This window comes from Haloferula rosea, assembly GCF_016595525.1.
In the GTDB taxonomy this organism is placed as follows: domain Bacteria; phylum Verrucomicrobiota; class Verrucomicrobiia; order Verrucomicrobiales; family Akkermansiaceae; genus Haloferula; species Haloferula rosea.
The window spans coordinates 145,925-171,190 of record NZ_JAENII010000008.1 but is presented as its reverse complement, the minus strand read 5'-3'; the positions used below and the strand labels follow the sequence as shown (position 1 = coordinate 171,190).

Sequence of the window (25,266 nt, the reverse complement as noted above, 5' to 3'; positions counted from 1 at the left end):
TACCCCAATTTTCATGGCCACCGAAGTTAAAGTCCCCGCCGCAGGCGAATCGATCACGAGTGCGAACGTTGCCAATTGGCACAAGAAGGACGGTGAGTCCGTGCAAGCCGGTGATGTGCTCGTCACACTTGAGACCGACAAGGTTTCCAACGAGCTGACCGCGGATGTTTCCGGCATTCTCAAAGTGGTGGTGCCCGAGGGCGAAGAGGTTGCGATCGGTACAGTGATTGCGACGATCGATGAGTCACAGGCTGAGTCATCCCCGGAGTCATCCGGTTCGTCGGATGAGGGTGCAGCACCTGCCCAACCCGCCGCCGAAGCCGCTGGTGGTGATTCGGCTGGCAAGGTGGTTCCGGTCAAAGTCCCGGCGGCGGGGGAATCCATCGCCACCGCGAACGTGGCCGCGTGGAGGATGGCCGACGGCGATCCGGTCAAGAAGGGCGAGGTGATTGTGACTCTCGAGACCGACAAGGTTTCGACCGAACTCGAAGCGGACGAGTCCGGGACCATCAGGATTCTCGTTGCTGAAGGTGAGGAAGTCGACATCGGCACCGTGATTGCCGAGATCACCGTGGGAGCGGCCCCTGAGGCAGCCCCGGCTCCTGCTGCGAAGGAGGAGTCCAAGGCAAGCGCTCCGGTCGAGAAACCGTCCGAACCGGCAGCTCAAACTGCTCCGCCAGCAGGTGATTCCGGCAAATCGAAGCCTGATTTCACGGTGGTTCCATCGCCCGCAGAGCGTCCGGATTCCACGCCGGTGGCGGATGGCAGGACGACCCGCCGGAAGATGTCGATGCTGCGTCGCAAGATTGCATCCCACTTGGTGAATGCCCAGCAGACCGCGGCGATCCTGACAACCTTCAACGAGGCCGACATGTCGGCCGTGATGGGCCTGCGCAAGAGCGTCCAGGAGGAGTTCATCGCCAAGCACGGCGTCAAACTCGGTTTCATGTCCTTCTTCGTGAAGGCGGTCGTCCAGGCACTCAAGGATGTGCCGCAGGTGAATGGCATGATCGATGGCAACGAGATCATCGAGAACCACTTCTACGACATCGGAGTCGCCATCGGAACCGAGAAGGGACTTGTGGTTCCAGTGCTGAAGGACTGCGACAAGAAGAGCTTCGCGGAAATCGAGAACGAGATCATCGCCTATGCGATGAAGGCGAAGGAAGGGAAGATTCAGATCGAAGACCTGCAGGGTGGTGTGTTCACCATTTCCAATGGTGGCACCTATGGTTCGCTGCTGAGCACGCCGATTCTGAATCCACCACAAAGCGGCATCCTCGGCATGCACACCATCCAACAACGCCCGGTGGCGGTCGATGGCAAGGTGGAGATCCGTCCGATGATGTATCTCGCCATGAGTTACGATCACCGCCTCGTTGACGGCAAGGAGGCAGTGACCTTCCTCATCCGGATCAAGGACTGCATTGAGAATCCGACGCGATTGATGCTGGAGATGTGAGGAAGGTTTGTCGTCGTCCTCGTCTGATTCGAAGTCGGTTGAGCGCTGGCTCCGGGCTTGCGCTGGCGGCGAGATCGGGGAGGGTGGGGATGTGACTCGATTTCGACCATGCATCGACCTGCACGCCGGCAAGGTGAAGCAGATTGTCGGCGGCACCCTTCGTGACGAAGGGGCCGGGCCGATTGAGAATTTCGTGTCGGAGCAGAGTCCGGCATCTTTTGCGCGACGCTTCCGCAGCGACGATCTGCGTGGTGGACATGTGATCAAACTTGGTCCGGGCAATCACGATGCCGCGAGGGAGGCGCTGGCGGCCTGGCCGGGCGGGCTTCAGTTGGGCGGCGGTGTCACGGAGGCGAATGCGTCGGAGTGGCTTGATGCAGGTGCCAGCCATGTGATTGTGACCTCCTGGCTGTTTGAGGACGGCGAGAGGTTTTCCGACGAGCGTCTGGCTCGGCTGGTCGAGAAGGTCGGAGCGGAGAAGTTGGTCATCGACTTGTCATGTCGGAGAGTGGCGGACGGGTGGAGAGTGGCGACGAATCGCTGGCAGACGCTCACGGACATGAAGCTGGATCCACCGTCCCTGGATCGCTTGGCGGGTTCCTGCGACGAGTTTCTGATCCATGCGGCGGATGTCGAAGGGCTCTGTGGCGGGATCGACGAAGAATTGGTCGGGATGCTGGGTCAGTGGAGAGGTGGGGTGGTCACCTACGCGGGTGGTGCGGCTTCGATGGCGGATGTCGAGCGGGTCGGGGAACTCAGTGGTGGGCATGTGGATGTTACCGTTGGTTCGGCCCTGGATATTTTCGGAGGGCAGGGCGTGACATACCGCGAACTCGTGGATTGGAACCGCAGATCGAGCGAACCCGGTAAGGCATGTTAGGAATCTGGATATTGATGGGAGGGGTGGCCGGTCTGGCGGGAATGGCCGGCTTGCACAGTGCCCGCAGGGATCGGAGAAGAGAGAGTTTGCGCGCGGAAAAGCTCGAGGAGACGGACCACCGCATGATCGAGGAATTGTTTCCGATCTGGAAGGTTGTCCCGGATGAGACGCGCGCCTTGGCGGAAGGATGGATTCAGGTCTTCCTCGCCGAGAAGTCGTTCGAGGCCTGCGGGGATCTTGACGAAGTGACCCATGAGATGAGGTTGGCGATCGCGGCACCTGCCTGCCTGTTGATCGCGCACCGGCCCCAGGACTACTATGAACGCTTGAAATCGATTCTGGTCTACCCGGTGGCATTCAAGAGTCGTGACGACCGGGATGGCAGTGAAACCGTGAGGCTCGGGGAATCCTGGGGGACGGGGAGTGTGGTGCTTGCATGGCAGAGTGTCCGGCAGGGCGATGCGAATCCCCAGGACGGGCTGAATGTCGTGTTGCACGAGTTTGCCCATCAGATCGACCAGGCCGACGGTGCCGCGGACGGGGTGCCGGAGTTCGAGTTGCTTGAAGACTACGGCCGTTGGTCGCAAGCCTTCGCACCCGCCTACAAGGCCTTCTGCGAGAGGGTCGAGCAGGGCAAGCGGAGTGTGCTGGACGACTACGGTGCGGAGAGCCCGGCGGAGTTCTTTGCGGTCGCGACAGAGACCTTTTTCGAGCGTGCGAGGGGAATGAAGCGTGAGGAGCCGGATGTCTATCGGGAGATGGCCCGCTTCTACCAGATGGACCCGGCGAGCTGGGGGCGTGTGCCTTCCCATTGATGGGGTTTTCCTGTCGGAGGTGGCCGGATCAACAGTGGGTCGGGTGCTTTGGGCTTGGCAGGGCTCTCCCGGATGAGTGAAGTCGGTCCTGATGGCACAGTGGTATTACGGATTGAACGGTCAGCAGAGCGGGCCAGTCGAAGACGACGAGATTCGTGCGATGCTGGCCTCGGGGATGATCAACGGGCAGACGATCGTGTGGCGGGAGGGCATGGACGAGTGGCTCCCGATTCTGCAGGTGCCTGAGTGGTCGTCCCAGGTCGTGTATCAGCCGCCGGTGGCTGCAGGTCCGGCCCCGGTGCCCGGCTACGGAGGTATCCCGGTGGTGCCCAACAATGGAATGGCCATCGCAAGCATGGTGTGCGGGATCAGCTCGCTGGTGCTCCTTTTCAGTTGCTTCATCGGAATTCTTGCCGGGATACCGGCGGTGATCTGTGGGCATCTGGCCCTCAAACAGATCCGTGAGTATGTGCTGCCGATGGGCGGGCGTGGCATGGCGATTGCCGGGTTGGTGACCGGCTACATCACAATTGGGATCACGTTGGCGGGGGGAATATTCCTACTCGTGGCAATCTCCCGTGACATGTAGCCCACCGGGCGCTAGAGAATCTCAGCCATGCAGTGGTATTATTCTGAGAACGGCAGCCAGGCGGGACCGATTTCCGAGGAGGAGCTGAGGGGCAAGATTGCCGCGGGTTCCGTGAAGCCGGAAGACTTGGTTTGGCACGACGGAATGAGTGATTGGCAGCCGCTGGCGAAAACGCCTGAGTTGGCTTCCTCACTGGCACCTCACGTTTCCACGCCATCAGGGCCGTCGAACGTGCCTGCTGCAGGATCTGGTGGCTCTCCCTACCAATCGCCGGTGACGGCATCGCCGGCCAACCAGCTGCAGATGGGACCGGAGATTCCGACCTACCTTTGGCAGTCGATTGTTGTGACTATCCTGTGCTGTTGGCCACTTGGGATTCCGGCGATCGTGTATGCAGCCAAGGTGGACGGCTTGAAGCGCAGTGGCGATTGGCAGGCAGCCCAGGAGGCATCGAATGCCGCCAAGATGTGGTGTTGGATTTCCTTTGGTCTCGGCCTCATCGCGAACCTGGCGGCCTTCGGGTTCATTTTCTATGCCGAGTCGAGTTCCTCGTTCTGATCCTCGATGAGCGAGCGAGCTCATGGGCTGAGATGGGGGCGGCTGGCTATTCTGCTAGGTGCCTTGGGGTTCGTGGGGGTGGCCACTTGGCTACTGATGACCGGTGGGCCGTCGGCGATGCCGTGGACCTGCCTGCTTCATGATCTCACGGGCTTGCATTGCCCGGGGTGCGGAATGACGCGCGCTGCCAATGCGGTGCTCGACGGCAATGTGGCAGCGGCGTTCCGGTTCAACCCGCTGGGTGTGATCCTGCTCCCACTGGCGCTCGTGGCGCTGGTGCCCGAAGTGCTTGGCTGGCTGAGGGGGTGTCCTCCAGCGTGGCGGTTCCCCTTGGGGACGCGTGGTGCGTGGGTGCTGGCTTGGCTGGTGATCGGCTTTGCGGTGCTTCGCAATCTACCGTTTCCGCCATTCAACTGGCTCGCTCCGACGTCATGAATGGCTCGGCATTCAGGCCTTGCCCATCAGTTTGGCGACATGCTTCGCCAGCATGTCGGCCTCGAGATTGACCCGTTGTCCCGGTTGGCGGGTGCTGAGGTTGGTCTCGGCGTGGGTATGGGGAATGATCCAGAAGCGGGCGAGGGTGCCTTCGAGTTCAGCGATGGTGAGTGAGATGCCGTCGATGGCGAGCGAGCCCTTTGGAATGCTCAGGTTGGCGATGTCCTCGGGGAGCCTGACTTCGAGACGGTGGTCCTGACCCATGGGGGCGTAGGCCTCGATGGTGCCGGTGGCATCAATGTGTCCCTGCACGAAATGTCCGCCGAAGCGGTCGCCGACCTGCATGGCGCGCTCGAGATTGACGGTGGATCCTTCCTTGAGATCCCCGAGCGATGTGACCTTCAGGGTTTGGTTGAGAACGTCGAAGGACGCGTCGCCGCCATCCAGTTGGGTGACCGTCAGGCAGCACCCGTTGACCGCGACCGAATCCCCGAGGGAGAGTTCGCTGGCGAAGGGAATCTGAATGGTGAGTCGTGCCTGTTCGCCTTTGGATTCCAATGCGCGAACCGCACCCCGGGATTCGACCAGACCGGTGAACATGGTTACTCGTGATTCGCAGGGCTTTCGGGAAGATCACCGATCGCTTCTGGAGCGGCCACTTCCTCGACCTTATCTGCACTGACCGTGAACATCTCTTCAATGCCCGGGTCGGGGAAGAGCATCATCAGGGCACCCACAATGATGGTCGGAACGAGGGCTCCAGCGAGAAGTTTGCCGGGCGAAACCCCGTCGCCAAAGAAGCGGCTCAACAGGGCCTGACCTGCGGGGTTGGGAGCATTCGCGATCACGGTGAGACCACCGCCGCTCACGGCACCGGCAAGCACCGCATATTTCAGGAAAGGGGAGAGCCCATCGACCTGGCTGGCGAGGAAGGTAATCGCGGCGTTGTCGTTGAACGAAGTGAGCACGACGGAACCGATGAACAGCGGCCATTCGGACAGGGAGGTGATGATGGGTGCGAGCCACCAGCCTTGGAGGCCACCATGGATGACGAGACCCGCAAGGAAGAAGCCGACGAGGATGGGGCCGCGGAGGTTGATCGCCGTTTGGTAGTGGGCGGTCGCCTGACGGAAGGCGAGGAAGAAGAGGAAGCTGCCGATGAACATCGGTGGGTCGTGGGCGAACTTGACGGTCCACGCCATGAAGAAGAGGTGGGTGAAAGTCACCCAGAACGGGATGTGATCCTGCTTTTCTTCGAGGTCCGCCTCCTCGCGGGCACGGGCGCTGAGTTCCTTCAGCTCCTTCTTGAAGAAGAGGAAGTAGACCACGGTGGAAATCAGGATGCCGATGATGGCCTTTTCACCGAAGTGGAAGAACATTTCCGGGGTCGTGAGTTCCCATTTCTGGGCCACCATCAGGACCGGTGGCGCAGCGAAGTTGGTCAGCACGCCGCCGACCGAGATATTGACGAACAGCAAGCCGAGCGTGGCGTAGGCGAACTTGGCGGACGGGCGGTAGCTGTAGAACTTCTTCGCCAGCAGCATGGCGGCGATGGTCATGGCGCCGGGCTCGGTGATGAACGATCCGAGGATGGGGGCGATGATGAGAATGGAGAGCCACCAGGCGGTGAGACTTTCCTTGCCGAGTCGGGCGGCGAGTCGGAGGCAGCGCTCGGCGAAGTTGAGGATGGGGCGTGTGGAGGCCAGCGCCATGATCACGACCACGAAGATGGGCTCGGTGAAGTTGACCGTGCCACTGATGTAGCCGGTGACTGAGTCCAAACCATAGAACCAGCCGATGGCGCCCATCAGGACGACCACCCAGATTCCGAAGATGGCTTCGACCTCGCCGAGGAAGTGGAGCAGGGTTGCCTTGAAACTCACCATGTCGGTTTCCTCCGTCTCCTCGCCGGCGGCTTCATTCTTCCGCCGGATCATGTCGTCATGCTCGTGCTGCACCTTGTGCGCGAGCTTGGTGAGGGGCACGGCGAAGAAGGTGTGGATGATGGCGCAGATGAAGATGATCGTGGCGACCACCAGAAACGGGGCCTGGGACGCACGGAACTTGATGCGCGCCATGATGTCGGTCTTGTCGATGCCTTCTGCTTCCTCGAGGGCGGGGAATTCGTTCATCTGGGTGACAAAAGCCGGTGTTTCGGCTCCGTGGCCTCCTCCGGCAGCGAGGGCCGTGGGTGCGATGAATGCGAAAAGTACGAGGAATAGTGGGATCAGACGTCGGTGCATGGGGCGTCAGGGGTTGGAAAAGTTCGCCGGGAGTGTGCCGACCCGGCGCCACTCGGCAAGGCAAACTGCCCATGGATTGCAAGTTTCGGGAAGGCCTCTTAGGGTCATCCCATGAAGTTTCGCTGGTGTTGTTTGATCGCAGCCGGATTGCTGGCCTCCTGTGGAGGTGGAGGCGACGGTGGTGGAGCCGGGCCGATGGGCGGGATGCAGCCGGATCCCTTCGGGCCGGGTTCGATTCCAGCCGAACTGCGGGGTGGTGGAGCCACACCACTTGGCAACAGCGGCGGCATTCCGGATGCGCTGCGCGACAACGCAGGCGTGGTGCTGGATCACGAGGATATCGTCTTCACGGATCCGGATGCGGAGGATCCGGATGCGATCGTCCCGGAGCTGAAGGAGTTGCTGTCTGCCGTGCCCAGCGAGGGCCCGTGGCGCCAGAGCTACAGCAACGCCTTCAAGGAAGCCCGACACAGCGACAAGCCGGTGCTGATGTGGTTCACGGATTCGCAGAACAGCCCCAATTGCAAGGCATTGGCTGAGGAATTGTTCAACACGCAGGATTTCGAGGAATGGGCGGCGGGTACTTTCGTACGTCTGCAGATCGACCAGCGGATCGACGGCAGCAAGTTGGATGACTCGACCTCGCGCAAGTCGGGCTTCGTGCAGGATCTGAAGAAGCGCTACAAGATTCTGGGTCAGCCAAACCTGTTGGTGCTGACGCCTTCTGGTGAGGTGATCGGACGCTACAAGGGATACCGGCGTGGCCAGGCGGAGTACAAGTGGGGACAGCTGCGCCAGGCGGCCATGCTGGCCGGGAAATCCCACGAAGCGTGGAAGAAGAAGATGGAGAAGAAGGGCTACCGGACGTGGTCGGACCCGCGCGGACGCCGTATTTTCGCCAAGTTGCTGTCCTATCAGGCGGGCAAGCTGCTGCTGATGGAGCCCGACGGCACCCGTTTCCAGACCAGCGAGAAGAACCTTTCGCCGCGTGATCAGGACTGGATCGCCAATGAAAAGCGCAAGCGCGGAATGGAGTGATTCCCGGCGTTGACCTTGGGGAGGTTTGGGGAATACTTCGCGGGCATTCGACTCAGATCACCATGGAAGACGTAATCATCATCGGGACAGGCTGCGCAGGATACACTGCGGCGATTTACACGGCGCGAGCCAATCTGAATCCGCTCATGTTGACCGGCACCCAGCCGGGCGGACAACTGACGACCACCACCGAAGTGGAGAACTTCCCTGGTTTTCCTGAGGGAATCATGGGTCCCGAACTGATGAGCAACATGCAGAAGCAGGCTGAGAAATTCGGTGCCCGCATCGAGTTTGCCAATGTGGAAAGCGTGACGAAGACCGACGCCGGACACTTCGAGATCGTGGCGGGGGGCAAGACGCTTGAAACGAAGACCGTGATCGTGGCTACCGGAGCGGCTCCGCGTCACCTCGGGATCGAGGGCGAAGAGAAGCTGATCGGCCACGGTCTGACCTCCTGCGCGACCTGCGACGGCGCATTCTACCGGGATGTGCCGGTGTGTGTGATCGGTGGCGGCGACAGCGCCTGTGAGGAAGCGGACTTCCTGACCCGGTTCGCGAGCAAGGTGTATCTGATCCACCGTCGCGACGAGCTCCGTGCTTCGAAGATCATGGCCGATCGGGCATTGGCGAACGAGAAGATCGAGCCGGTTTGGAATAGCACGGTGAGCGAGTATCTGACCGACGAAGAGGGTGAGATGCGTGCGGTGACGCTGCAGAGCACCGTGGATGGTTCCGAGAAGGAACTCGAGGTGAAGTGCGTGTTCGTCGCGATCGGGCACGTGCCGAACAGCGGGTTCCTCGGCGATCTGGTGGATTTGGACGAGAACGGCTACATCCTTCAGAATCCGGGCCGGACGGCGACGAAGACCTCCGGGTTGTTTGCAGCCGGTGATGTCGCGGACCACTACTACCGTCAGGCCATCACGGCTGCCGGGCAGGGCTGTGCGGCGGCACTCGAGGCCGAGCGCTATCTTGCTGACGGCGAGTAATCGCCGGACGGATGCAAAGTTGGGCGGTTTTGCCGCTTGCGCCCGACGCGCAGGTAGGGCAAACATCCGCCCACCCAAGGGCGGCTTGGCGGAATTGGTAGACGCGCTCGATTCAAAATCGAGTTCCTATGGAGTGTGGGTTCGAGTCCCACAGCCGCTACTTTCACGATCATGACTGAAGGCAACGAGGCAGTTCGGAAGATCGGGATCATCGCCGGCAATGGCGCCTACCCAAGAATCTTCGTGGAGGCTGCCCGGCGGAATGCTCCGGGTGCCACCCTGGTTGTCGCTGCGTTCCAGGATGAGACCCGGCCGGAGTTGCTGGAGGAGGTGGAGGCCTCCGAATGGTTTCGTGTCGGACAGCTTGGGAAGCCGATCAAGTTCTTCAAGAAGCACGGGGTCACCGAGGCCATCATGGTCGGGCAGATCGCACCAAAGAATCTTTTCAACCTGCGGCCGGACATGAAGGCGCTGATGGTGCTGGCGAAGACTCCGGAGCGGAATGCGGAGTCCTTGTTCGGCGCGATCGCCAATGAGCTCGCCTCGGAAGGGATCAAGCTGCTTCCGGCCACCACCTTTTTGGAAGACCTTCTACCCGGGCCCGGTCATGTCTTCGGCCCTGCGATGAAGCAGCGTCAGCTCGGAGATGCGGCATTCGGATTCCGCATCGCCAAGGAGACCAGCCGCCTGGACATCGGCCAGACCATCGTGGTGCGCCATGGTACGGTGCTTGCCGTAGAAGCCTTCGAGGGAACCAACGAGTGCATCAAGCGCGGCGGGTCGCTCGGACGTGGCAAGAACGTCATGCTGATCAAGGTGTCGAAGCCGAATCAGGATTTTCGTTTCGATGTGCCGGTGGTCGGACCCCAGACGATCGAGACCTGTGTGGAGGCGGGTGTCGGTGCGATTGCAATCGAAGCGAAGCGCGTGCTGCTGCTGGAAAGCGATGTGGTCCAGGAGTTGTGCATGCGTCACGACATCAGCCTGCATGCGATCGACGCCACGGCGGACGGCGACCGTCCCACCGGGGTGTCGGATGACCGCTGAGCGCGGAGATCAGCCCGCGAACGGATTCGCGGGCAGGCCTTTGACTCCGAGTCCCTTGATGACGAGCACGCGGCCGGCGAGTTCCTCGACTTCGGTCTTGTGGATGCCGGTGGTCACGTAGAGATCGGTCAGGTCGGGACCGCCGAAGGCGCAGGCCGTGGTCTCGAGGCAGGGGAGCTCGATCCGGCGAAGCTCCTTGCCCGAGGTCGGGCAGTAGCAGGCGACGCAGGCTCCGTGACAAAACGCGACCCAGAGGTTTCCGTCGGCATCGACCGTCATGCCATCAGGTGATGCATCGATGGCGGAGGTATCCACGCTGGTGCGCATGTTGCTGATCTGGCCATTGTCGTAGTCGAAGCTCAGGACCTCACGGCGTGGCGTGTCGATGTAGTGGCAGGTTTTTCCATCGGGGCTCCAGCCGATGCCGTTGGAATTGGTCACCGGGCCGAACACCTCATGAATGGACTGATCGGAGTCCAGCCGGTAGAGGCGGGCGTCGCCTGTCTTCTTCACGAGACTGATGGTGCCGGCGAAGAAGCGGCCGTCCGGAGAGCATTTTCCATCGTTGAAGCGGTTGTTCTCCTTGTCGGGTTCCGGGTCACCGATCGCGGTGAGTTTGCCCGTGTCCGGATCGAGGAAATGAAATCCCGTGTCGCCGGCGATGATGAGGCCGCCCGCCTCCCGCGGGACGACGGTGCCAACGCGTTCGCCGACTTCCCAGCGTTGGTCGTCGCCGGTCACGGGGTCATGGCAGATCACGGCGTGACCTTCGATGTCGACGTAGTAGAGTTTGTCCTGCCACCAGATCGGGCCTTCGCCCCATTGGCTCTTCGTTTGTCCGGCTGTATCGATCGTCATAGGGAAAGTGTGTTTACTTGGGCGGAAGGTGGGGTTCGAAGCGCATGGCGCGTTCGTGTTCGCGTGCCCTGGCAGTGCGCCGTGCCTGCCTGAAGAAATACTCCTGTGCCCGCAACTTCTTTTGTCCGGGTTCGGGCTCGATTTTTTCGGAGGTCCCGTCCGGCTTGATCCGCGATGCCTGCGTGTTGTCCTTGAAGAAGGTGTCGAGGATCTTCATCAGGCGATTGCGCAAGCGGCTGTCTTCGATGGGGATCATCAATTCGACCCGGCGTTCGAGGTTCCGCCCCATCCAGTCGGCTGAGGCAATGAAAACGACCGGGTCGCCGCCCTGATGGAAGTGGAAGATGCGCGAGTGCTCGAGGTAGCGATCGATGATGGAGACGACCTCGATGTTCTTGGCCCGCTTGGAGTTGCCTGTCTTGAGGCAACAGATGCCACGGATGTTGAGCCGGATCTTCACGCCTGCGGCGGAGGCATCGTAGAGTGCTGCAATGATATCGGGGTCCTGAAGGGAGTTCACTTTGGCGGTGATCCGCGCGGGTTCCCCCTGGCGGGCCCGCTCGGCTTCCTCGGCGATCAATGAGAGCAGACGTGGCTTCATTGCGGTCGGAGCCGGGACGAGGCGCTGGAAGCGAAGGAGCTTGGAGCGGCCGGTGACGGCATTGAAGAACATCGAGGCATCCGCCCCATACTCGGGTCGGCAGGTGAGAAGCGAAATGTCGGTGTAGAGGCGGGCTGTCGACTCATTGTAGTTGCCGGTGCCCAGGTGCACATAGCGGCGGAGGTGACCGGCTTCGCGGCGGACGATCATGCAGATCTTCGCGTGGGTTTTCAGCCCCTTGACTCCGTAAACGATCTGTACTCCGGCACGCTGGAGTTCTTCCGCCCTGACGAGGTTTCTCGCTTCGTCGAAGCGGGCCTTGAGTTCGACAAGCACGGTGACGTTCTTTCCATTTTCCGCGGCACGGATCAGGGCATCGATGATGCGGGAGTTCTTCGCGGTACGGTAGAGGACTTGTTTGATGGAGAGGACGTCCGGGTCGTTGGATGCCTCGTCGAGCATCCGCATGACGGGTTCGAAACTCTCGTAGGGGTGATGGAGGAGCAGATCGCGGCGACTGATGGCATCGAAGACCGACTCGGTCGGTGGGATGTCGGGCGACGACTGTGCCGGCCAGTCCGGGTCGCGAAGTTGGTCGTAGCCAGGGATGAAGGCCAGGTCCATGAATCCCGAAATGCCAAGCGGGGCTGCAATTCGATAGATCTCCGAGGTGCTGGCACCACAGACCTTTTCGATCATGCGGGACAGATCGCGGGACAGGGGGATGGGGAGTTCAAGGCGGACGGTGTCGGCGAGCTTGCGCGCCGCCAGCACATCTTCCATTTCCCCGGCGAGGTCGCCGCCATCATCGTCCTGGACGGTGATGTCGCCGTTTCGGGTAAGGCGGAACCAACCGGTGGCATCCACCGTTTCGCCCGGGAAAAGAGAACTGCAGTGGGCTGCCACGAGGTCTTCAATCAGCACGAAGGCGGAGGTGTCGTCGTCGGTGTCCACCGGCACGCGACGGCCCAGTGAATCGGGGATGGGAATCAGCGCGTAGCGGGTCGTGTTGGTTTCGTCGTCGATGAGTTTGCAGGCAACGGTCAACTGCAGCCCGGGGATGTGCGGCGGTTCGTCCTCGGAGTCGACGGCCAGAGGGGTGAGCAGCGGGCCGACCGAGGAATGGAAGTAGGTGGCGGCCTGATCGGCCTGACTCGGGCTGAGGTCCCCAATCTTGAGTAGCATGATGCCCTTTTCTTCCAAGGCAGGGAGGAGCTCGCCGGTCAGGAGCTTGCCTTGATCCGCCAGCATGCGCTGAACCCGGCGGCGGATGGCGGTGATCTGCTGCACCGGTGTCATTCCGGCGGGGTCCGGGCGCTTGCGGCCCCGTCGGCGCATGAGGATCAGACCGCCCACCCGGACTTGGAAGAACTCATCCAGGTTCGACGCGGTGATGGCGAGGAACTTGACCCGCTCCAGCAAGGGAAGGTCGGCTCGAAGTGCTTCATTGAGCACGCGTTGGTTGAACTCAAGCCAGGAGAGTTCTCGATTGACGTAGGGCAGGTCCATGGGTGTCGGCAAGGTTTAGGATGGGTCGTCGATGATGACTTCGAGACCGAAGACTTGTTCGAAAAGGTCACCTTTGGATTTCATCGCCAGTCGCTCGACCGCGACGTCGGCGACGCCGGGCAGGGTGAGGTACATCCGCTGGTGGTCGAAGCGGACATCGATGTCGTGGACCCGTTGGTTGTGGGTTCGCTCGAGGGCGTCGGCCACGCGGAGGATGGATGCCAGCTTGGAGACGAGGATCCGGTCGATCGGGGTGAGTTCGCGGTAGTTCGCGTGCTCGGTCTGGGGGCCTGAGTGGCGGTGATAGCGGGCGACCAGGGCGATGATGGTGACGTCACGGCGGTCGAGCCCGAAGATCTCGCTGTTGAGGATGATGTATTCCGAGTGCTTGTGGTGGGCCCGCGGGCTCACGTAGGTGCCGACTTCGTGGAGGATGGCGGCCACCCGCAGCAGCAGTGCGTCATGCTCGCCCATCTCGTGAAGGTCCGTCAGCTTCTCGAAGAGATGCATGGCGATCTGCGCGACGTGCTCTCCATGGCGTCCGTCGGATTGATAGCGTGAGGCAAGGATGCGCGCCGAACGAAGGACTTCGTGGTCGAGTGAATTGGTCAGGTCGGAGGAAATCAGAAGGTCCTGGAGCAGTCCCTGTTCGTAGTCGCTTGCCGGGATGTGGATCTCCTTGGCGTCGAGCACCTCGGCGATGGCGAGATTGTTCTCGATGGCAGGCACCAGCGCCTCGGCGGTCTGGTAGTCGACCTTGAAATGCTGGACCAGTTCGAGGTCGGTCATCTCGGCGGCCTGCTGGGAGAGGCGTTGGAGGGATTTCAGCGAACATCGTCCCTTCGAGTCGGTGAGGAAACTGCTGATCTGCTGGATTTCGTAACCAATCAGGACGAGCGAGTGGGTTTGGATGTCGTGGTAGTCGAACCGCAGTTGGCCGATGTTGCCCGATGCGTGTTCCCGGATGACCCGGAGCATGGCGGGGCCGGCGGTGTGGGATCCTTCGATCATTTCCCGCGTCCGGTGGGTGCCGAGCCGATAACTGGTGTAGCGACTGATGGCTCCCTTGTCGAAAAGCAGCGCGCGGGTATTGCCCGGGCCGACGTGAAGCACGATGGCGGGCTTGTCCCGCATGATGGGGGTGTCGTGCAGCCGCCGCCGTGTCTTCAGGTAGATCAGGCGTGTCATCTCACCGTCGTCGATCGGGTTGATCGCCAGGCCACACGCGATCCGGATGCGATTCAGGAACCGCTCGTGATTGCTGGCTTCGGTGAGGATGTTGGTGGCTGCGGCACGCGATGAGGTGTCGAGCTCGATCCCGGCTTCCGATGCGGCACTGATGAAGCCGACGAGGATCTCGACGATGCGTTCCGTCGTGCCGCGGGTGATGCGCCCGAAGCGGAAAATATCCCGCGCGAGTGGGGCGGGTTGCTCGAGGAAATCGAGGGGCTTGTAGACTCCGTCTTCACCGCGCTCGGCGATCAGCATGGAGACGGAGCTGGCGCCCACATGCACCGCGGTCGTGACGGGCGATGAGGCATCGGATGGAGAGGACATCGGCCCTAGATTGATCCCGTGGGTCCGTCTTGCAATGCCGAATGTGTGACGACGGGCGAGTTCTGAGGGATTTCCATTTCAAGCTTCCCAAAGCGCAATCGCCGGGAAAGCATGATGCCAATGAAAATCGGCGATCCTCGCAAAGCCTATCTGATTCCTGAAGGCAGCAAGCTCAAGCTTTCGGACAGGGATCCATCCAGTATTGCGCTTTGTCCGAAGGGATCGAAGAGCACGACCCAGGAGTTGTTCGACGGGCTCCGTGATCGAATCCAGGCCCAGCAGAAGGTCCTCTTTGCCGAGGGCAAACAGCGCGTGCTCGTCATCATTCAGGCCATGGATACCGGCGGCAAGGATGGCTGCGTGAAGAGCGTGTTCTCACGGGTCGATCCGCAGGGGATCCGGGTGATGTCATTCAAGAAGCCGACGGAGGACGAAATGGCCCACGATTTCCTGTGGCGCATTCATCCGCACGTCCCTGCCAACGGTGAGATCGCCGTCTTCAACCGCAGCCACTACGAGGACATTATCGCCGTGCGGGTGAAGAAGATCTTCGAAGACGCGGTGTGGAAACGCAGGTACCGGCACGTGATCGAGTTCGAGCAGATGCTTGCCGAAGAGGGAACGACCATCATCAAGCTGTTCCTCCACATTTCGAAGGGCGAACAGAAGCGTCGGCTGGAGGCTCGTCTGGTCAACCCGATGAAGCACTGGAAGTTCCATCCGGATGATCTGACCGACCGGGGACAGTGGGATGAGTTCCAACATGCTTACGAGGACCTGATCGAGCGGACGAGCACGAAGCACGCGCCTTGGTATGTGATCCCAGCGAACAAGAAGTGGTATCGGAACCTCTGCGTGGCGCGACTTTTTGCCGACACTCTTGAGGATTTGGACATGAAATATCCGGAGCCGGGATGGGATGTCGGATCAATTGAGATCGACGATTGACAGGGGCAGGATTCACGAGGGATACAACCACGCATGGGTGCTTGGGACACGACAGTTTTTGGGAACGACACAGCTTGCGACTGGCTCGCTGAGTTGAAGGAATCAGAAGGCTCCGGAATGATCGAGGAGGCCCTCGATGCCGTGCTTGGACTGGGCGATGACTACGTGGAAGCACCCATCGCCGAGGAAGGGCTTGCCGCTGCCGAAGTGGTGGCGTGGGCCGGAGGAAATCCGAAGCCCTCCGATGAAGCGGGGGATGACCTTCAGGACTGGATTGATGAGCAGGATATCGAGGCGGAGGGAAGTCTCCAGCAACGTGCATTGCGCGTCGTCGACCGCGTGTTCAACGAACCCTGCGAGCTTCTCGAGACCTGGCAGGAGTCCGAGGATTTTGCCGAGTGGCGCAAGTCGTTGGCCGACTTGAAGGAACGCCTGCAGGCGACCTGAATTTCCCGGTGGAATTTCAGCGCTTGAGGAAACCGGTGAGAGGGCTTGTCGCCGAGGCCGTGTCCGATTCCTCGGGTAGGCCCAGTAGATAGGCCTCACGTCCGGCTTCCACACTCATCTGGAAGGCGCGGCCCATGCGTTGTGGATCGGATGCAATGGCGATGGCGGTATTGACCAGTACGGCGTCGGCACCCATCTCCATGGCTTCGGCGGCGTGGCTCGGTGCGCCGATGCCGGCGTCAACCACGACAGGTACCGTAGCTTGCTCGATGATGATGCGGATCTGATCCCGAGTGGCGATTCCACGGTTGCTTCCGATGGGCGCGCCCAAGGGCATCACTGTGGCGGTGCCGACTTCCTGAAGTCGCTTGGCGAGCACGGGATCGGCATTGATGTAGGGCAGTACGGTGAAGCCTTCCTTGACGAGGATTTCGGCGGCCTTGAGCGTCTCGATCGGATCGGGGAGGAGATAGGTCGGGTCGGGGTGGATCTCCAGCTTGACCCATTTCGGGAGTCCGGCGGCGGCGGCGAGCTTGGCGAGGCGGACGGCCTCCTCGGCGTTCATGGCTCCGCTCGTATTGGGCAGGATGAGGTAGCGCTCGGGATCAATGAATTCCAGGATGTTGGCATAGGGGTCGCCTTCACCCGACAGATCGGCGCGCCTCAGGGCCACGGTGACGACCTCTGTGCCCGATGTTTCCAAGGCGTCGCGCATGGCTTCATTCGACGGGAATTTTCCGGTGCCAAGGAACAGGCGGGACGAAAACTCACGGTCGGCGATGACGAGCGGATCGGGCATGCGGGGAGCTTGGAGGCTGGGCAGCGGTTGTCCAATCATCTCGTTGGAAACCGACGTGATTCAGCCCATGGGAAACCGCTGGTAGGGCACGGAGTGATGGCCCGGCGGAATACGAAAACGCCCGGCGATCCATTGCGGAAAGCCGGGCGTATGAGAATCAGGATGCGCTGAGGTTCAGCGCGATCACTCAACCGGGGATCAGGTCCTTGACGGCATCGCGCTCTTCAACAAGCTCGGCGATGGTCGCATCGATCTTCTCCTGGCTGAACTCATCCACAGGCACGCCTTGGACGACTTCCCAAGTGCCATCGGCATTGGTGCGGATCGGCATCGACGCCATGATGCCTGCTTCAATGCCGTAGGATCCGTCCGAGCAGACTGCGACACTGTGCCAATCTCCTTCCGGAGTCGGATTGATCAGGCTGACGACGGTATCGAGCGCGGCGTTGGCAGCGGATGCCGCGGAGGAAGCACCCCGTGCCTTGATGATGGCGGCACCGCGTTGTTGCACGGTGGAGATGAACTCACCCTTGAGCCAGTCGATGTCGGTGATGACTTCGGTGACGGGTTTGCCGTCGATCTTGGCATTGGTGAAGTCCGGATACTGCGTGGCGGAGTGGTTGCCCCAAATGCACAGGTTGGTGACCTGTGAGGAATGGACGCCGGCTTTGGCAGCGAGCTGCGACTTGGCGCGATTCTCGTCGAGCCGGGTCATGGCGAAGAACTGGTTCTTCGGAAGACCGGCGGCATTGGACATGGCGATCAGGCAGTTCGTGTTGCACGGGTTGCCGACCACGAGGGTGCGGCAGCTCGATTTGGCGTTGGCGGCGATGGCCTGGCCCTGACCTGTGAAGATCTTGCCGTTGATGCCGAGCAGGTCATTGCGCTCCATGCCTGCCTTGCGCGGAACGGAACCGACGAGGAGTGCCCAATCGGCATCCTTGAAGCCTTCATTGAGATCGGCGGTTGCCGTGATCTCATTGAGCAGTGGGAATGCGCAGTCATCGAGCTCCATCACCACACCCTGAAGGGCGGGCAAGGCGGGTTCGATTTCGATGAGGTTCAGGTTCACCGGTTGATCGGGACCGAAAACCGAGCCGGAAGCGATGCGGAAAAGGAGGGCGTAGCCGATGTTTCCGGCTGCCCCCGTGATGGATACAGTAATGGGGTCCTTCATGTCTGATGGTTTGCCTGTAGGCAGGGGCAAGATGACCGGATCCCATTCTGGGTCAACTGCCGAGCAAGTCCTGCACAATTCCTCGGAGAATGGGGGGAGGAAATCGCCCCCTGGCCTCACTCGCCGAACTCCCGACCGACCTGCTGATGGTAGCCTTTCAGGGTCATCGATCCATCCGAATGGATCTCGAGCAGCGAGTAGGCGTTCTTTTCGCTCCCTTGGCCCTCGACCATGGCCGCGAGGGTGCAGTAATCGATGCCGTTGAGGGTGGTGAGATCATTCTGGTGGCTGTGCCCTTGGAACACTGCCGAGACCTTGCCGGATCGCTCGAGAATCTGTCGGACGCGGGGTGACTGATTGACCGTGTGGTGATCGCTCGGCGGGCGGTCGATCCGCTGGTGGATGAACACCACGGCAGGCTCCTTCGATGCCTTCAGCTCCGACTCCAGCCACTTGAGCTGCCCTTCTGGGATGTTTGTGTCGGTCCACTCGAAATTCTTCCTTTGGTAGGGCTCCATGTCGCCGGTGAAACAGGCATCGAGGACCACGATCCGAGTCCCTCCGATGACCTCGGAGAAATGGCCTGTGGTCTGGCTGAGCGCTGCGTGCTTGAAGAATTCGGCTTTGGTCAGGGTGTGAACGCAATGGTTTCCCAGCACGTGTCGGCGGGGTCGTCCGGAGCGGTCGATCACTTCGCTGATGGTTTTCAGATCGGAAATTTCTTCCTCGAGCGAAGGAGCGGCGTCGATGAGGTCGCCCAGACAAAGCACGAGGTCGGGCTTCATCCGCTTGAAGAACTCGGCGGCGACTTCAGCTTTTCCAAGGCTGTCGCGGTAGAAGCGTGATCCTCTAGCGGGCTTGTCGGCGTAGTGAACATCAGTGAGCAGGCCAATGGTCAGGGCGGGGGTCGCCTTGGGGTTCGCGGCGCGTGTGGCAGCGGGCAAGAGTCCGGTGCCTAGGGCCATGGAGCTGACTTGGATGAACTGTCGGCGCTGCATGGTCGTGAGGTTAGTGATCCAAGGGTGGTGGCGCGAGCATGATGTCGGGGTTGCCTCGACGGATGGATTTCCATTTACTCCGTAATCTTTGAGGCGCCCGGTATGGGTGGATCCTCTAACATTCAGGTCATGAAACAGTGGTTTTTCAGTGAGTTCGAAGCCCAGCAGGGTCCGGTGGATGAGGATGTTCTGGTCGAGCGGTTCCGGTCGGGAAGTCTGCCGAAGGAGACGCTGGTCTGGGCCGAGGGCATGACGGACTGGGTTCCGTCGACGGAGCTGGAAACATTTGCAAATCTCGGGTCACCGGTCGAATCCGCTGTTGGAGGAGAGGCTTCAGAAGTTCGATCGGAGGACGGCAGCTTGTCTCCCTACGCGCCGCCGAGTGCGGCTTCACAAGTCGCTGTGGCGGAGCAGGTGACTTCGGGACCACAAGTGAGGCCGTGGATCCGCTTCTGGGCGCGGTCGGTCGACATCATGATCTTCGGTGTCAGCCTCGGGATTGTTCTTGGGATGCTGCTGCCTGAAGCATTGGAGATCTCTGACACCCTGTTCAATGTGCTGATCCTTGCCGTCATCGCGCTGTTGGAGTCAGTGAGTCTGGCATTGTTCGGCACGACACCGGGGAAGGCGATCTTCCGCATCTCGATCCGCAATGCCGATGGCAGCAAACTGTCGTTCGGTGAGGCCTTGGTGCGCTCCCTGAAAGTCTATTATCGTGGGTTGGGTCTGGGGATCCCGCTCGTGTCCCTAGTGACTCAGATCACCGCCTGCACCCGATTGAGCAACAACGGGATCACGTCCTGGGACCGGGATGCGAACCTGACGGTCGGCCATCAAACGATCCAGGCGTGGCGCTGGTTCCTGATCCTGTTGATCATTTTCGGATTCTTCGCGCTGATCTCCTACGGCTATTCGGTCGAGTAGTCGCTCAGCGTTCCTCAACGGTGGAGCGGAAGAACTGACGACCGTTGGGATCAGGAATCGAGATTTCGAGAGCCTGCCCGGACGCCCTCGGGACGCCGTTGTTTTCCGGGTCGGGCCATGGGGTCCAATGGAGCAAGTCGGTGGATGACTCGAGGCGCAGGCTGCGTCCGCTCAGTTCAGGGAGCGAAACCCGGATCGATCCATTCGTGTGGGCGATGGTGAGCGACGCCGGGGCGTCGGCCAGAAGCGGGTGAGTCTGCTCGAGGTATTCCTGATGGTTGTCGCGCCCGTCCAGATCGGCATCCACCTCGGGGGCTCCCTGCGGGTCCATGCCAAAGAAGGAACTGCGCCAGTCATCGTAGCTCAGCCGGGACGGTAGCTCACTTTCGATCCAGTCAATGAGTAGCTGGATGGCGGTGTCATCGGTCTCGAAGGTGGCCAGTGGAGGCATCCGCGTGTAGCCGTTGCGCGCCGCGGCACGATGGACGATCACCGAGTGGGATTCGTCACCGGGAACGACCAGTCGGTCATCGGGATCGAGAATGCCGGTGCCGGGCAGACCATTGACGATGTTGGTTTCGAAGAGGGGAAGGCTGACCGAGGCATCCCAGTCCGTGGGCACCGTGCCGGAGGCGCTGTGGCAGTAGGCGCAATTCACATCGAGCCAGGATCGGGCGCGTGCCTCCAGCGAGTAGTCGGTTTCCGACGGTTGGACGTGTCGAGGAAGCGTTGTCGGGTCGTCGGTGAGGCCGGACAGGTAACCGGTGAGCTCGAGCACTGATACGAAGTTTCCGCTGAATGCGCCGATCGTCCCGGGTCGGTTGAGCTGGCGGGTCTGAAAAGAGAGGGCGTGGCCGGCTTGCGGGGAGTGGCAGGTGTTGCATTCCGCGTGAGAGGGGATGCGCCAGCGCTGGTTCTTGGAAACGCCCCCGTCGATGATGGCCAGATCGAATTCCTCCCCGGCTGCATCGGCGAGAGTTGCCGAGGTTCCGTCGTTGTTCCAGCGGTAGGACACTCCGTAGGATCCCTCCTCCGTCTTGACCAGCACGCGGGTCTCGATGCGTTTGCGGGTCGACGGATTGCCGCGTTCGGTCTCGAGTTCGAAGTGCTTCACCCAGGTGCTCCCTGTGGGGAATGCCCAGTTTCCGTCCCGGCTATACGCGAGGGTGGGGGACGTTTCCGGGTGCCCGAACCAACGTGACTTGATCGCGTGGTCGGACCAGAATGGTAGATTGATGTCGTAGGGAATGAGCCCTGGATTCGGGGTGAGTGTGGTGGCATCGGCAAACAGCCCGGTAGCTGCCAAGGTGTCGGGGAAGACGTCACCGGTGGTGTCAGCGGTAAGGCGGCGGATCAGCCCGTTGTCGATGTCGGCCATCAGCACATCGCCGTTGGTCGGGTCATGCCCGAAGGCGACGATGCCTCCTTCTCCTGCGATGCGCTGCACGTTTGGCGGGCTCTGATTCACATCGAATGACCAGATGTTCCCCGAGCCATAGTCGGCAAAGACGTAGTGCCCGGCAAGTGAGGGAATTCTGCTGCCCCGATAGACAACACCGCCGGTCACCGAGTTGCCCTCAAACTGGCCGGAGCCATGGGAATATTGCCACACGGGTCCGCGGTTGGGTCCTTCGGAGGGTTGCTGGTTCGGAGTCCAACCCGAAGGCCGGTTGTTCCATTTGACTCCATTGTGGTTCCCCTCACGAAATGCCCATTCGTAGTTGGCGCCGCGTTCGATGAGATTGATCTCTTCCCATGCTCCCTGGCCGACATCGCCACACCAGAGATCCCCGGTCACGGGGTCGAAGGACATGCGCCACGGGTTGCGCAGGCCCGCCGCCCAGAATTCCGTCCGGACATCCTCGACGTCGAGGTTCTGACCATTGAAGACGGGCGTTGCGACCCACGGATTGTCGGCCGGAACCTCGTAGCGTGGATTGCCGAGGTTGTCCTTCACCACGGCAGGGTGGTCGTTGGGAGGGACGCTGTCGTCGTCGCTTCCCGTGCCGTCCGTGGGAGTGTAATCCTCGCTTTCGAGGTCGACGTCGATCCGGGTGATGGAGGACCAGAAATCCTTGGTGATGGTCTGCGAGTTGTTGAGGGTGTCGTTGGCGTTTCCTTCGTCGCCCCAACTCATGTAGAGATATCCGTCGGGCCCGAAATGCAGGTCGCCGCCGTTGTGGTTGCCGGCCTCGTTCCGCTGTTCGATGAGAATTTTTTCCGAGCCCGTGTTCGCTGAGTTCGGGTCCGTCGGAGAGACGGCGAACTCGGAGAGCCGCTGGTAGCGGACGCCACTGATGTTCACCGAGTAGACGACGAAAAAGCGGCCGTTCGTGGCATAGGAAGGGTGGAAGGCAAGACCGAGGAGACCCTGCTCGCTGCTGGTTTGAAAGACCTCGCCTGATCGTCCGCTGACGAGGCCGTCGAGATCCATGAACCGGACGTTGCTGGGGCTTTGCAGATCCGGAATCAGCCTGATGTCGCCGCCTTTCTCGAGAATGAAGAGCCGCTGGTCCGGGGCGGGCGGACTCACGATGCCGACCGGGGCCGAGAATCCGAGGCCGGGAAATGCGTCGACCAGGGTCAGCTCTTGGACGGGGCCGTTTTCGGGCATGGTGGAAGTCGCAAGTGGAAGTCGTGGGGCGTCGCTGATGGTGATGACGACGTTTGCCGTCGAGGATGCCCCGGCTTGATCGCTGATCGAGTAGCTGAAGACATCGCTCACGGTCGGGGATCCATCGTGGGTGTAGGTGATCTGTCCGTTCACCGGGTCGATAGCGAGGCTTCCGTTCGTCGGCGGGGTGCCTTCTGCGAGGCTGCCCGGGTCGATGTCGGCCCGGCCATTGGGATCGAGGTCATTGGCGAGGACTGGAATCCGGACCTGTCCGCCCGGGGGCAGGTGGGCGACATCATCGTTCGTTTCAGGGGCGAGATTCTGCCACGGGCTCAGGCTCGCGCCGGGCACGTAGGTTCGCGATTGACCCGGGTAGGACCAGGCGACCCCAAGGTTGTCTCCGCCACCTTCCTCTTTCTGGAGCGCTTCGATGAAATAGTAGTTCCCGGCCTCGAGGGTGATGATCGGGGAAGTTTGTTCCGGGAACTTGTTCCAGTCGCCGGCATTGGTCCATCCGGGGACCCGGGCAATCCTTCGGCGTTGATCGGGCGATACGGTGGTGCTGAGCCAGAGCTCTGCATTGTCATCTGCGTGGAGGTAGAAGGTGTAGTCGCCCGTGACCGGGGCGTGGACCCAGCCAAACATCCGGGTTCCGTAGTTGTTGCTCCAGTTCGTTGGCGCAAGAAACGAAGAGGCAGTGGTGCTGGTGTCGGGGGAGTCCGGATAGTCGGAAAGGTTGGTAAGGTCCGGGACCGCGACCCCGGAAACATTGGTCCATACGTGGCGTGTGATGGAGCCCGTTGGAGGGGCGCAGAGCGCAGGCAGCGACGAGAAGAAGAAGGTGGCGAGGCAGATGGGTTTCACGATCAAGGTTCAACCTCGGACAATCACCGGGAAAATAAAGAAGCTTCTGATCGGGCAGGGCGAGCGGGTCACGATTCCGACCGGGTCAGCTCCGGCTCGAGCACTCCCTTGGCCTTCGGCCACGCCGCCGCTGCCTCGACGACGATCCACGCCTCCAGGGCGAGGGTGGCGAGCCCGAAGGCTCCAAGCAGGTAGTTCGGCTGGGTGCCTGTCAGCCAGGCACCATCGCCGGCGAAGAGCTGGAGGATCATGGCGGTAGCCGGCAGGAAGAGCATGAACAGGGCGGGGATGGCGACGAACCAAACAGGGAGGTTTCTTCTCCACATCCAGAACAGGATGACGAGGAAGGCGAGGCCCCCAAGCAACTGATTGGTCGCTCCAAAAAGCGGCCAGAGAAGCAGGCCTCCCGATCCGTAGGGTTTTCCCGGTCCTCCGGGGAGGGCGGCGATGACTCCGGCCACGACGATGGCGAAAATGGTGGCCACGTGTTTGTTGGTCAGCACCTTGAGGCCAATCGCGGCACCCAATTCCTGGGTGACGTAGCGCTGAAGTCGGCACGCGCTGTCGAGGGTGGTGGCCGCGAATGAGGCGACGAACACGCCCATCAGGGCGATGGCGAACTTCGCCGGAAGACCGAGGGCTTGAATGAAATTCCCGGCGCCGTCGACGAAAGCACCGACTTTCGCAGGGAGTCCGCCAGCGGCTTGCCAACTGCCGTAGCGGGCGTGGTAGGCGTCGGCGCCGGTGAGGATGGCTCCGGTCTTCTCGCCATCGATGATCTCAGGAATTCCCAGACCCAGCCCGGCCACGCAGGCGAGAATGACCAGCACTGCTAGGAACCCTTCGGTGAGCATCGATCCGTAGCCGACGAATTGGGCGTCCGCTTCGCTCTTGAGCTGCTTCGACGACGTGCCCGAGGATACGAGACAGTGAAATCCGGAGATCGCTCCACAGGCGATGGTCACGAAAAGGAAGGGAAACATGAGTGGTGCACCCGGTGGGGCGTTCTCGCCGATACGGATTGGCTCCGCCGCAATCTCGAGTGCTTGTTTTTCTGCTCCACTGCCGAAGCCGAACAGCGCTGCGATCACCAACCCGATGATCACCAGTGCCAGAGCCGAGAGAAGCTGCAGTGAGTTGATGTAGTCGCGTGGCTGGAGGAGCACCCATACCGGCAGAACTGAAGCCACGTAGGAATAGAGGAGCAGGACGACGCACCAGGTCAGAACCGACCATTCGGCAAGGGCGGCATTGAATGCCCCAAGGGGACCCCAGTCGCCGAGATACACCGTGAGATACATCACACCCAGCGCGACAAGCGATGGCAGGGTGAGGTTCATGCCCTTGCGGTGGAGCCAGAGGCCGATCACCACAGCGATGGGAATCTGGATCAAGCAGGGGAAGATGGAGGCCGGGTAGAACTTGAAGACGTTGGCAATCACCAGGCCGAAGATTGCGAGGACGATGGTCAGGGCGAGGAAAAGGATGGAGAGGAACAGGATGCGTGCCCGGGGGGCGAGGATGCGTCCGGAGATGTCGCCAACCGTTTGTCCCTTGTTCCTCATCGAAACGACGAGCGATCCAAAATCATGGACCGCTCCGATCAGGATGGAGCCGAACAGCACCCAGAGAAGGGCGGGGACCCAACCCCAGATCACGGCGAGAGCGGGTCCTACGATGGGTCCCGTACCGGCGATGGAGGTGAAGTGATGGCCGAAGACGACTCCTTTGGAAGTGGGGACGTAATCGTTTCCGTCCTCCAGTTCGACCGACGGCGGGATGCGGTCGGGGTCGAGCTTGAAGATCCGGCGGGCAAGCCACTTCCCATAAGTATGGTAGGCGACGAGGTAGAGGACCAGCGAGCCGAGCGCGATGAACAGCGTTGTCATGGGTTTGGGAAAAGGTGCCGCACCG

General features: G+C 61.2%; 22 protein-coding genes and 1 tRNA gene. 13 read left to right on the top strand and 10 right to left on the bottom strand.

What is annotated here, in order from left to right; genetic code table 11:
- Nucleotides 1–13: 13 nt before the first annotated feature.
- The 6 genes from sucB to JIN81_RS19650 all read left to right on the top strand — a co-directional run bounded on the left by sucB (nt 14) and on the right by JIN81_RS19650 (nt 4,739).
- Nucleotides 14–1,462, top strand: a complete 1,449-nt coding sequence (gene sucB / locus JIN81_RS11775; RefSeq protein WP_200279567.1) for a dihydrolipoyllysine-residue succinyltransferase — start codon at nt 14–16, stop codon at nt 1,460–1,462.
- Between the two features lie 91 nt (nt 1,463–1,553).
- Nucleotides 1,554–2,342 carry a phosphoribosylformimino-5-aminoimidazole carboxamide ribotide isomerase gene (gene hisA, locus JIN81_RS11770; protein WP_200279565.1) on the top strand — a complete coding sequence of 263 codons (789 nt, stop codon included), beginning with the start codon at nt 1,554–1,556 and terminating at the stop codon, nt 2,340–2,342.
- Nucleotides 2,336–3,157, top strand: coding sequence for a zinc-dependent peptidase (locus JIN81_RS11765; RefSeq protein ID WP_200279562.1), 822 nt, complete (start codon nt 2,336–2,338; stop codon nt 3,155–3,157). The genes hisA and JIN81_RS11765 overlap by 7 nt, the downstream gene beginning before the upstream one ends.
- A gap of 91 nt (nt 3,158–3,248) precedes the next feature.
- Nucleotides 3,249–3,746: a GYF domain-containing protein gene (locus JIN81_RS11760; protein ID WP_200279559.1), complete on the top strand. Its 498-nt coding sequence runs from the start codon at nt 3,249–3,251 to the stop codon at nt 3,744–3,746.
- A 27-nt stretch (nt 3,747–3,773) separates the two neighbouring features.
- The gene (locus JIN81_RS11755; RefSeq protein WP_200279546.1) at nt 3,774–4,304 is read left to right on the top strand and encodes a CD225/dispanin family protein; all 531 of its coding nucleotides are present in this window, start codon (nt 3,774–3,776) and stop codon (nt 4,302–4,304) included.
- A 6-nt stretch (nt 4,305–4,310) separates the two neighbouring features.
- Nucleotides 4,311–4,739, top strand: a complete 429-nt coding sequence (locus JIN81_RS19650) for a DUF2752 domain-containing protein (protein WP_200279543.1) — start codon at nt 4,311–4,313, stop codon at nt 4,737–4,739.
- 12 nt (nt 4,740–4,751) lie between these two features.
- On the opposite strand, the gene JIN81_RS11745 is transcribed toward JIN81_RS19650, so the two are convergent.
- Complete coding sequence (locus tag JIN81_RS11745; RefSeq protein WP_200279540.1) at nt 4,752–5,339, bottom strand: riboflavin synthase; 588 nt, start codon at nt 5,337–5,339, stop codon at nt 4,752–4,754.
- Nucleotides 5,340–5,341: 2 nt separating this feature from the next.
- A complete protein-coding gene (locus JIN81_RS11740) occupies nt 5,342–6,982 on the bottom strand; it encodes a putative Na+/H+ antiporter (RefSeq protein ID WP_200279537.1) in 1,641 nt (546 codons plus the stop codon).
- A 111-nt stretch (nt 6,983–7,093) separates the two neighbouring features.
- Between JIN81_RS11740 and JIN81_RS11735 the strand changes: the two genes are divergently transcribed.
- From JIN81_RS11735 to JIN81_RS11720, 4 genes are all read left to right on the top strand, one after another.
- A complete protein-coding gene (locus tag JIN81_RS11735; protein ID WP_200279534.1) occupies nt 7,094–8,020 on the top strand; it encodes a thioredoxin family protein in 927 nt (308 codons plus the stop codon).
- A gap of 62 nt (nt 8,021–8,082) precedes the next feature.
- Nucleotides 8,083–9,009, top strand: coding sequence for a thioredoxin-disulfide reductase (gene trxB / locus JIN81_RS11730; RefSeq protein WP_200279531.1), 927 nt, complete (start codon nt 8,083–8,085; stop codon nt 9,007–9,009).
- 79 nt (nt 9,010–9,088) lie between these two features.
- Nucleotides 9,089–9,169: transfer RNA gene (locus JIN81_RS11725), tRNA-Leu, on the top strand.
- An 11-nt stretch (nt 9,170–9,180) separates the two neighbouring features.
- Nucleotides 9,181–10,056 (top strand): LpxI family protein, encoded by an 876-nt coding sequence (locus JIN81_RS11720; protein WP_200279528.1) that lies wholly within the window; start codon nt 9,181–9,183, stop codon nt 10,054–10,056.
- A gap of 9 nt (nt 10,057–10,065) precedes the next feature.
- Here the strand turns inward: JIN81_RS11720 and JIN81_RS11715 are convergent, their stop codons facing one another.
- The 3 genes from JIN81_RS11715 to JIN81_RS11705 are packed head-to-tail and all read right to left on the bottom strand — an operon-like array spanning nt 10,066 to nt 14,581.
- On the bottom strand, nt 10,066–10,914 hold the full coding sequence (locus tag JIN81_RS11715) for an SMP-30/gluconolactonase/LRE family protein (protein ID WP_200279525.1): 849 nt from the start codon (nt 10,912–10,914) through the stop codon (nt 10,066–10,068).
- Nucleotides 10,915–10,927: 13 nt separating this feature from the next.
- Entirely contained in the window at nt 10,928–13,024 is a 2,097-nt protein-coding gene (gene ppk1 / locus JIN81_RS11710) for a polyphosphate kinase 1 (protein ID WP_200279735.1), read from the bottom strand.
- 15 nt (nt 13,025–13,039) lie between these two features.
- A complete protein-coding gene (locus JIN81_RS11705) occupies nt 13,040–14,581 on the bottom strand; it encodes a Ppx/GppA phosphatase family protein (RefSeq protein WP_200279521.1) in 1,542 nt (513 codons plus the stop codon).
- Between the two features lie 120 nt (nt 14,582–14,701).
- Between JIN81_RS11705 and JIN81_RS11700 the strand changes: the two genes are divergently transcribed.
- Entirely contained in the window at nt 14,702–15,529 is an 828-nt protein-coding gene (locus JIN81_RS11700) for a PPK2 family polyphosphate kinase (protein WP_234044783.1), read from the top strand.
- 33 nt (nt 15,530–15,562) lie between these two features.
- Complete coding sequence (locus JIN81_RS11695; RefSeq protein WP_200279515.1) at nt 15,563–15,976, top strand: DUF4259 domain-containing protein; 414 nt, start codon at nt 15,563–15,565, stop codon at nt 15,974–15,976.
- A gap of 16 nt (nt 15,977–15,992) precedes the next feature.
- Here the strand turns inward: JIN81_RS11695 and JIN81_RS11690 are convergent, their stop codons facing one another.
- The 3 genes from JIN81_RS11690 to JIN81_RS11680 form a co-directional block, all read right to left on the bottom strand.
- On the bottom strand, nt 15,993–16,775 hold the full coding sequence (locus JIN81_RS11690) for a thiazole synthase (RefSeq protein ID WP_200279512.1): 783 nt from the start codon (nt 16,773–16,775) through the stop codon (nt 15,993–15,995).
- A 187-nt stretch (nt 16,776–16,962) separates the two neighbouring features.
- The gene (locus tag JIN81_RS11685; RefSeq protein ID WP_200279509.1) at nt 16,963–17,952 is read right to left on the bottom strand and encodes a malate dehydrogenase; all 990 of its coding nucleotides are present in this window, start codon (nt 17,950–17,952) and stop codon (nt 16,963–16,965) included.
- A 116-nt stretch (nt 17,953–18,068) separates the two neighbouring features.
- On the bottom strand, nt 18,069–18,950 hold the full coding sequence (locus tag JIN81_RS11680) for a metallophosphoesterase family protein (protein WP_200279506.1): 882 nt from the start codon (nt 18,948–18,950) through the stop codon (nt 18,069–18,071).
- Nucleotides 18,951–19,079: 129 nt separating this feature from the next.
- Between JIN81_RS11680 and JIN81_RS11675 the strand changes: the two genes are divergently transcribed.
- Nucleotides 19,080–19,874: an RDD family protein gene (locus JIN81_RS11675; protein WP_200279503.1), complete on the top strand. Its 795-nt coding sequence runs from the start codon at nt 19,080–19,082 to the stop codon at nt 19,872–19,874.
- A 4-nt stretch (nt 19,875–19,878) separates the two neighbouring features.
- Here JIN81_RS11675 and JIN81_RS11670 read toward each other — a convergent pair whose 3' ends face one another.
- A complete protein-coding gene (locus JIN81_RS11670; RefSeq protein ID WP_200279500.1) occupies nt 19,879–23,352 on the bottom strand; it encodes a PQQ-dependent sugar dehydrogenase in 3,474 nt (1,157 codons plus the stop codon).
- Nucleotides 23,353–23,420: 68 nt separating this feature from the next.
- Nucleotides 23,421–25,241 (bottom strand): carbon starvation CstA family protein, encoded by a 1,821-nt coding sequence (locus JIN81_RS11665; protein WP_200279497.1) that lies wholly within the window; start codon nt 25,239–25,241, stop codon nt 23,421–23,423.
- Nucleotides 25,242–25,266: the final 25 nt, after the last annotated feature.

Coding starts and splice junctions, on each gene's coding strand:
- sucB (WP_200279567.1), top strand. CDS start 14: ATGGCCACCGAAGTTAAAGTCCCCGCCGCAGGCGAATCGATCACGAGT.
- trxB (WP_200279531.1), top strand. CDS start 8,083: ATGGAAGACGTAATCATCATCGGGACAGGCTGCGCAGGATACACTGCG.
- JIN81_RS11755 (WP_200279546.1), top strand. CDS start 3,774: ATGCAGTGGTATTATTCTGAGAACGGCAGCCAGGCGGGACCGATTTCC.
- ppk1 (WP_200279735.1), bottom strand. CDS start 13,024: ATGGACCTGCCCTACGTCAATCGAGAACTCTCCTGGCTTGAGTTCAAC.
- JIN81_RS11680 (WP_200279506.1), bottom strand. CDS start 18,950: ATGCAGCGCCGACAGTTCATCCAAGTCAGCTCCATGGCCCTAGGCACC.
- JIN81_RS11695 (WP_200279515.1), top strand. CDS start 15,563: ATGGGTGCTTGGGACACGACAGTTTTTGGGAACGACACAGCTTGCGAC.
- JIN81_RS11705 (WP_200279521.1), bottom strand. CDS start 14,581: ATGTCCTCTCCATCCGATGCCTCATCGCCCGTCACGACCGCGGTGCAT.
- JIN81_RS11735 (WP_200279534.1), top strand. CDS start 7,094: ATGAAGTTTCGCTGGTGTTGTTTGATCGCAGCCGGATTGCTGGCCTCC.
- JIN81_RS11720 (WP_200279528.1), top strand. CDS start 9,181: ATGACTGAAGGCAACGAGGCAGTTCGGAAGATCGGGATCATCGCCGGC.
- JIN81_RS11685 (WP_200279509.1), bottom strand. CDS start 17,952: ATGAAGGACCCCATTACTGTATCCATCACGGGGGCAGCCGGAAACATC.
- JIN81_RS11675 (WP_200279503.1), top strand. CDS start 19,080: ATGAAACAGTGGTTTTTCAGTGAGTTCGAAGCCCAGCAGGGTCCGGTG.
- JIN81_RS11765 (WP_200279562.1), top strand. CDS start 2,336: ATGTTAGGAATCTGGATATTGATGGGAGGGGTGGCCGGTCTGGCGGGA.
- JIN81_RS19650 (WP_200279543.1), top strand. CDS start 4,311: ATGAGCGAGCGAGCTCATGGGCTGAGATGGGGGCGGCTGGCTATTCTG.
- JIN81_RS11745 (WP_200279540.1), bottom strand. CDS start 5,339: ATGTTCACCGGTCTGGTCGAATCCCGGGGTGCGGTTCGCGCATTGGAA.
- JIN81_RS11700 (WP_234044783.1), top strand. CDS start 14,702: ATGAAAATCGGCGATCCTCGCAAAGCCTATCTGATTCCTGAAGGCAGC.
- JIN81_RS11690 (WP_200279512.1), bottom strand. CDS start 16,775: ATGCCCGATCCGCTCGTCATCGCCGACCGTGAGTTTTCGTCCCGCCTG.
- JIN81_RS11760 (WP_200279559.1), top strand. CDS start 3,249: ATGGCACAGTGGTATTACGGATTGAACGGTCAGCAGAGCGGGCCAGTC.
- JIN81_RS11715 (WP_200279525.1), bottom strand. CDS start 10,914: ATGACGATCGATACAGCCGGACAAACGAAGAGCCAATGGGGCGAAGGC.
- JIN81_RS11665 (WP_200279497.1), bottom strand. CDS start 25,241: ATGACAACGCTGTTCATCGCGCTCGGCTCGCTGGTCCTCTACCTCGTC.
- JIN81_RS11740 (WP_200279537.1), bottom strand. CDS start 6,982: ATGCACCGACGTCTGATCCCACTATTCCTCGTACTTTTCGCATTCATC.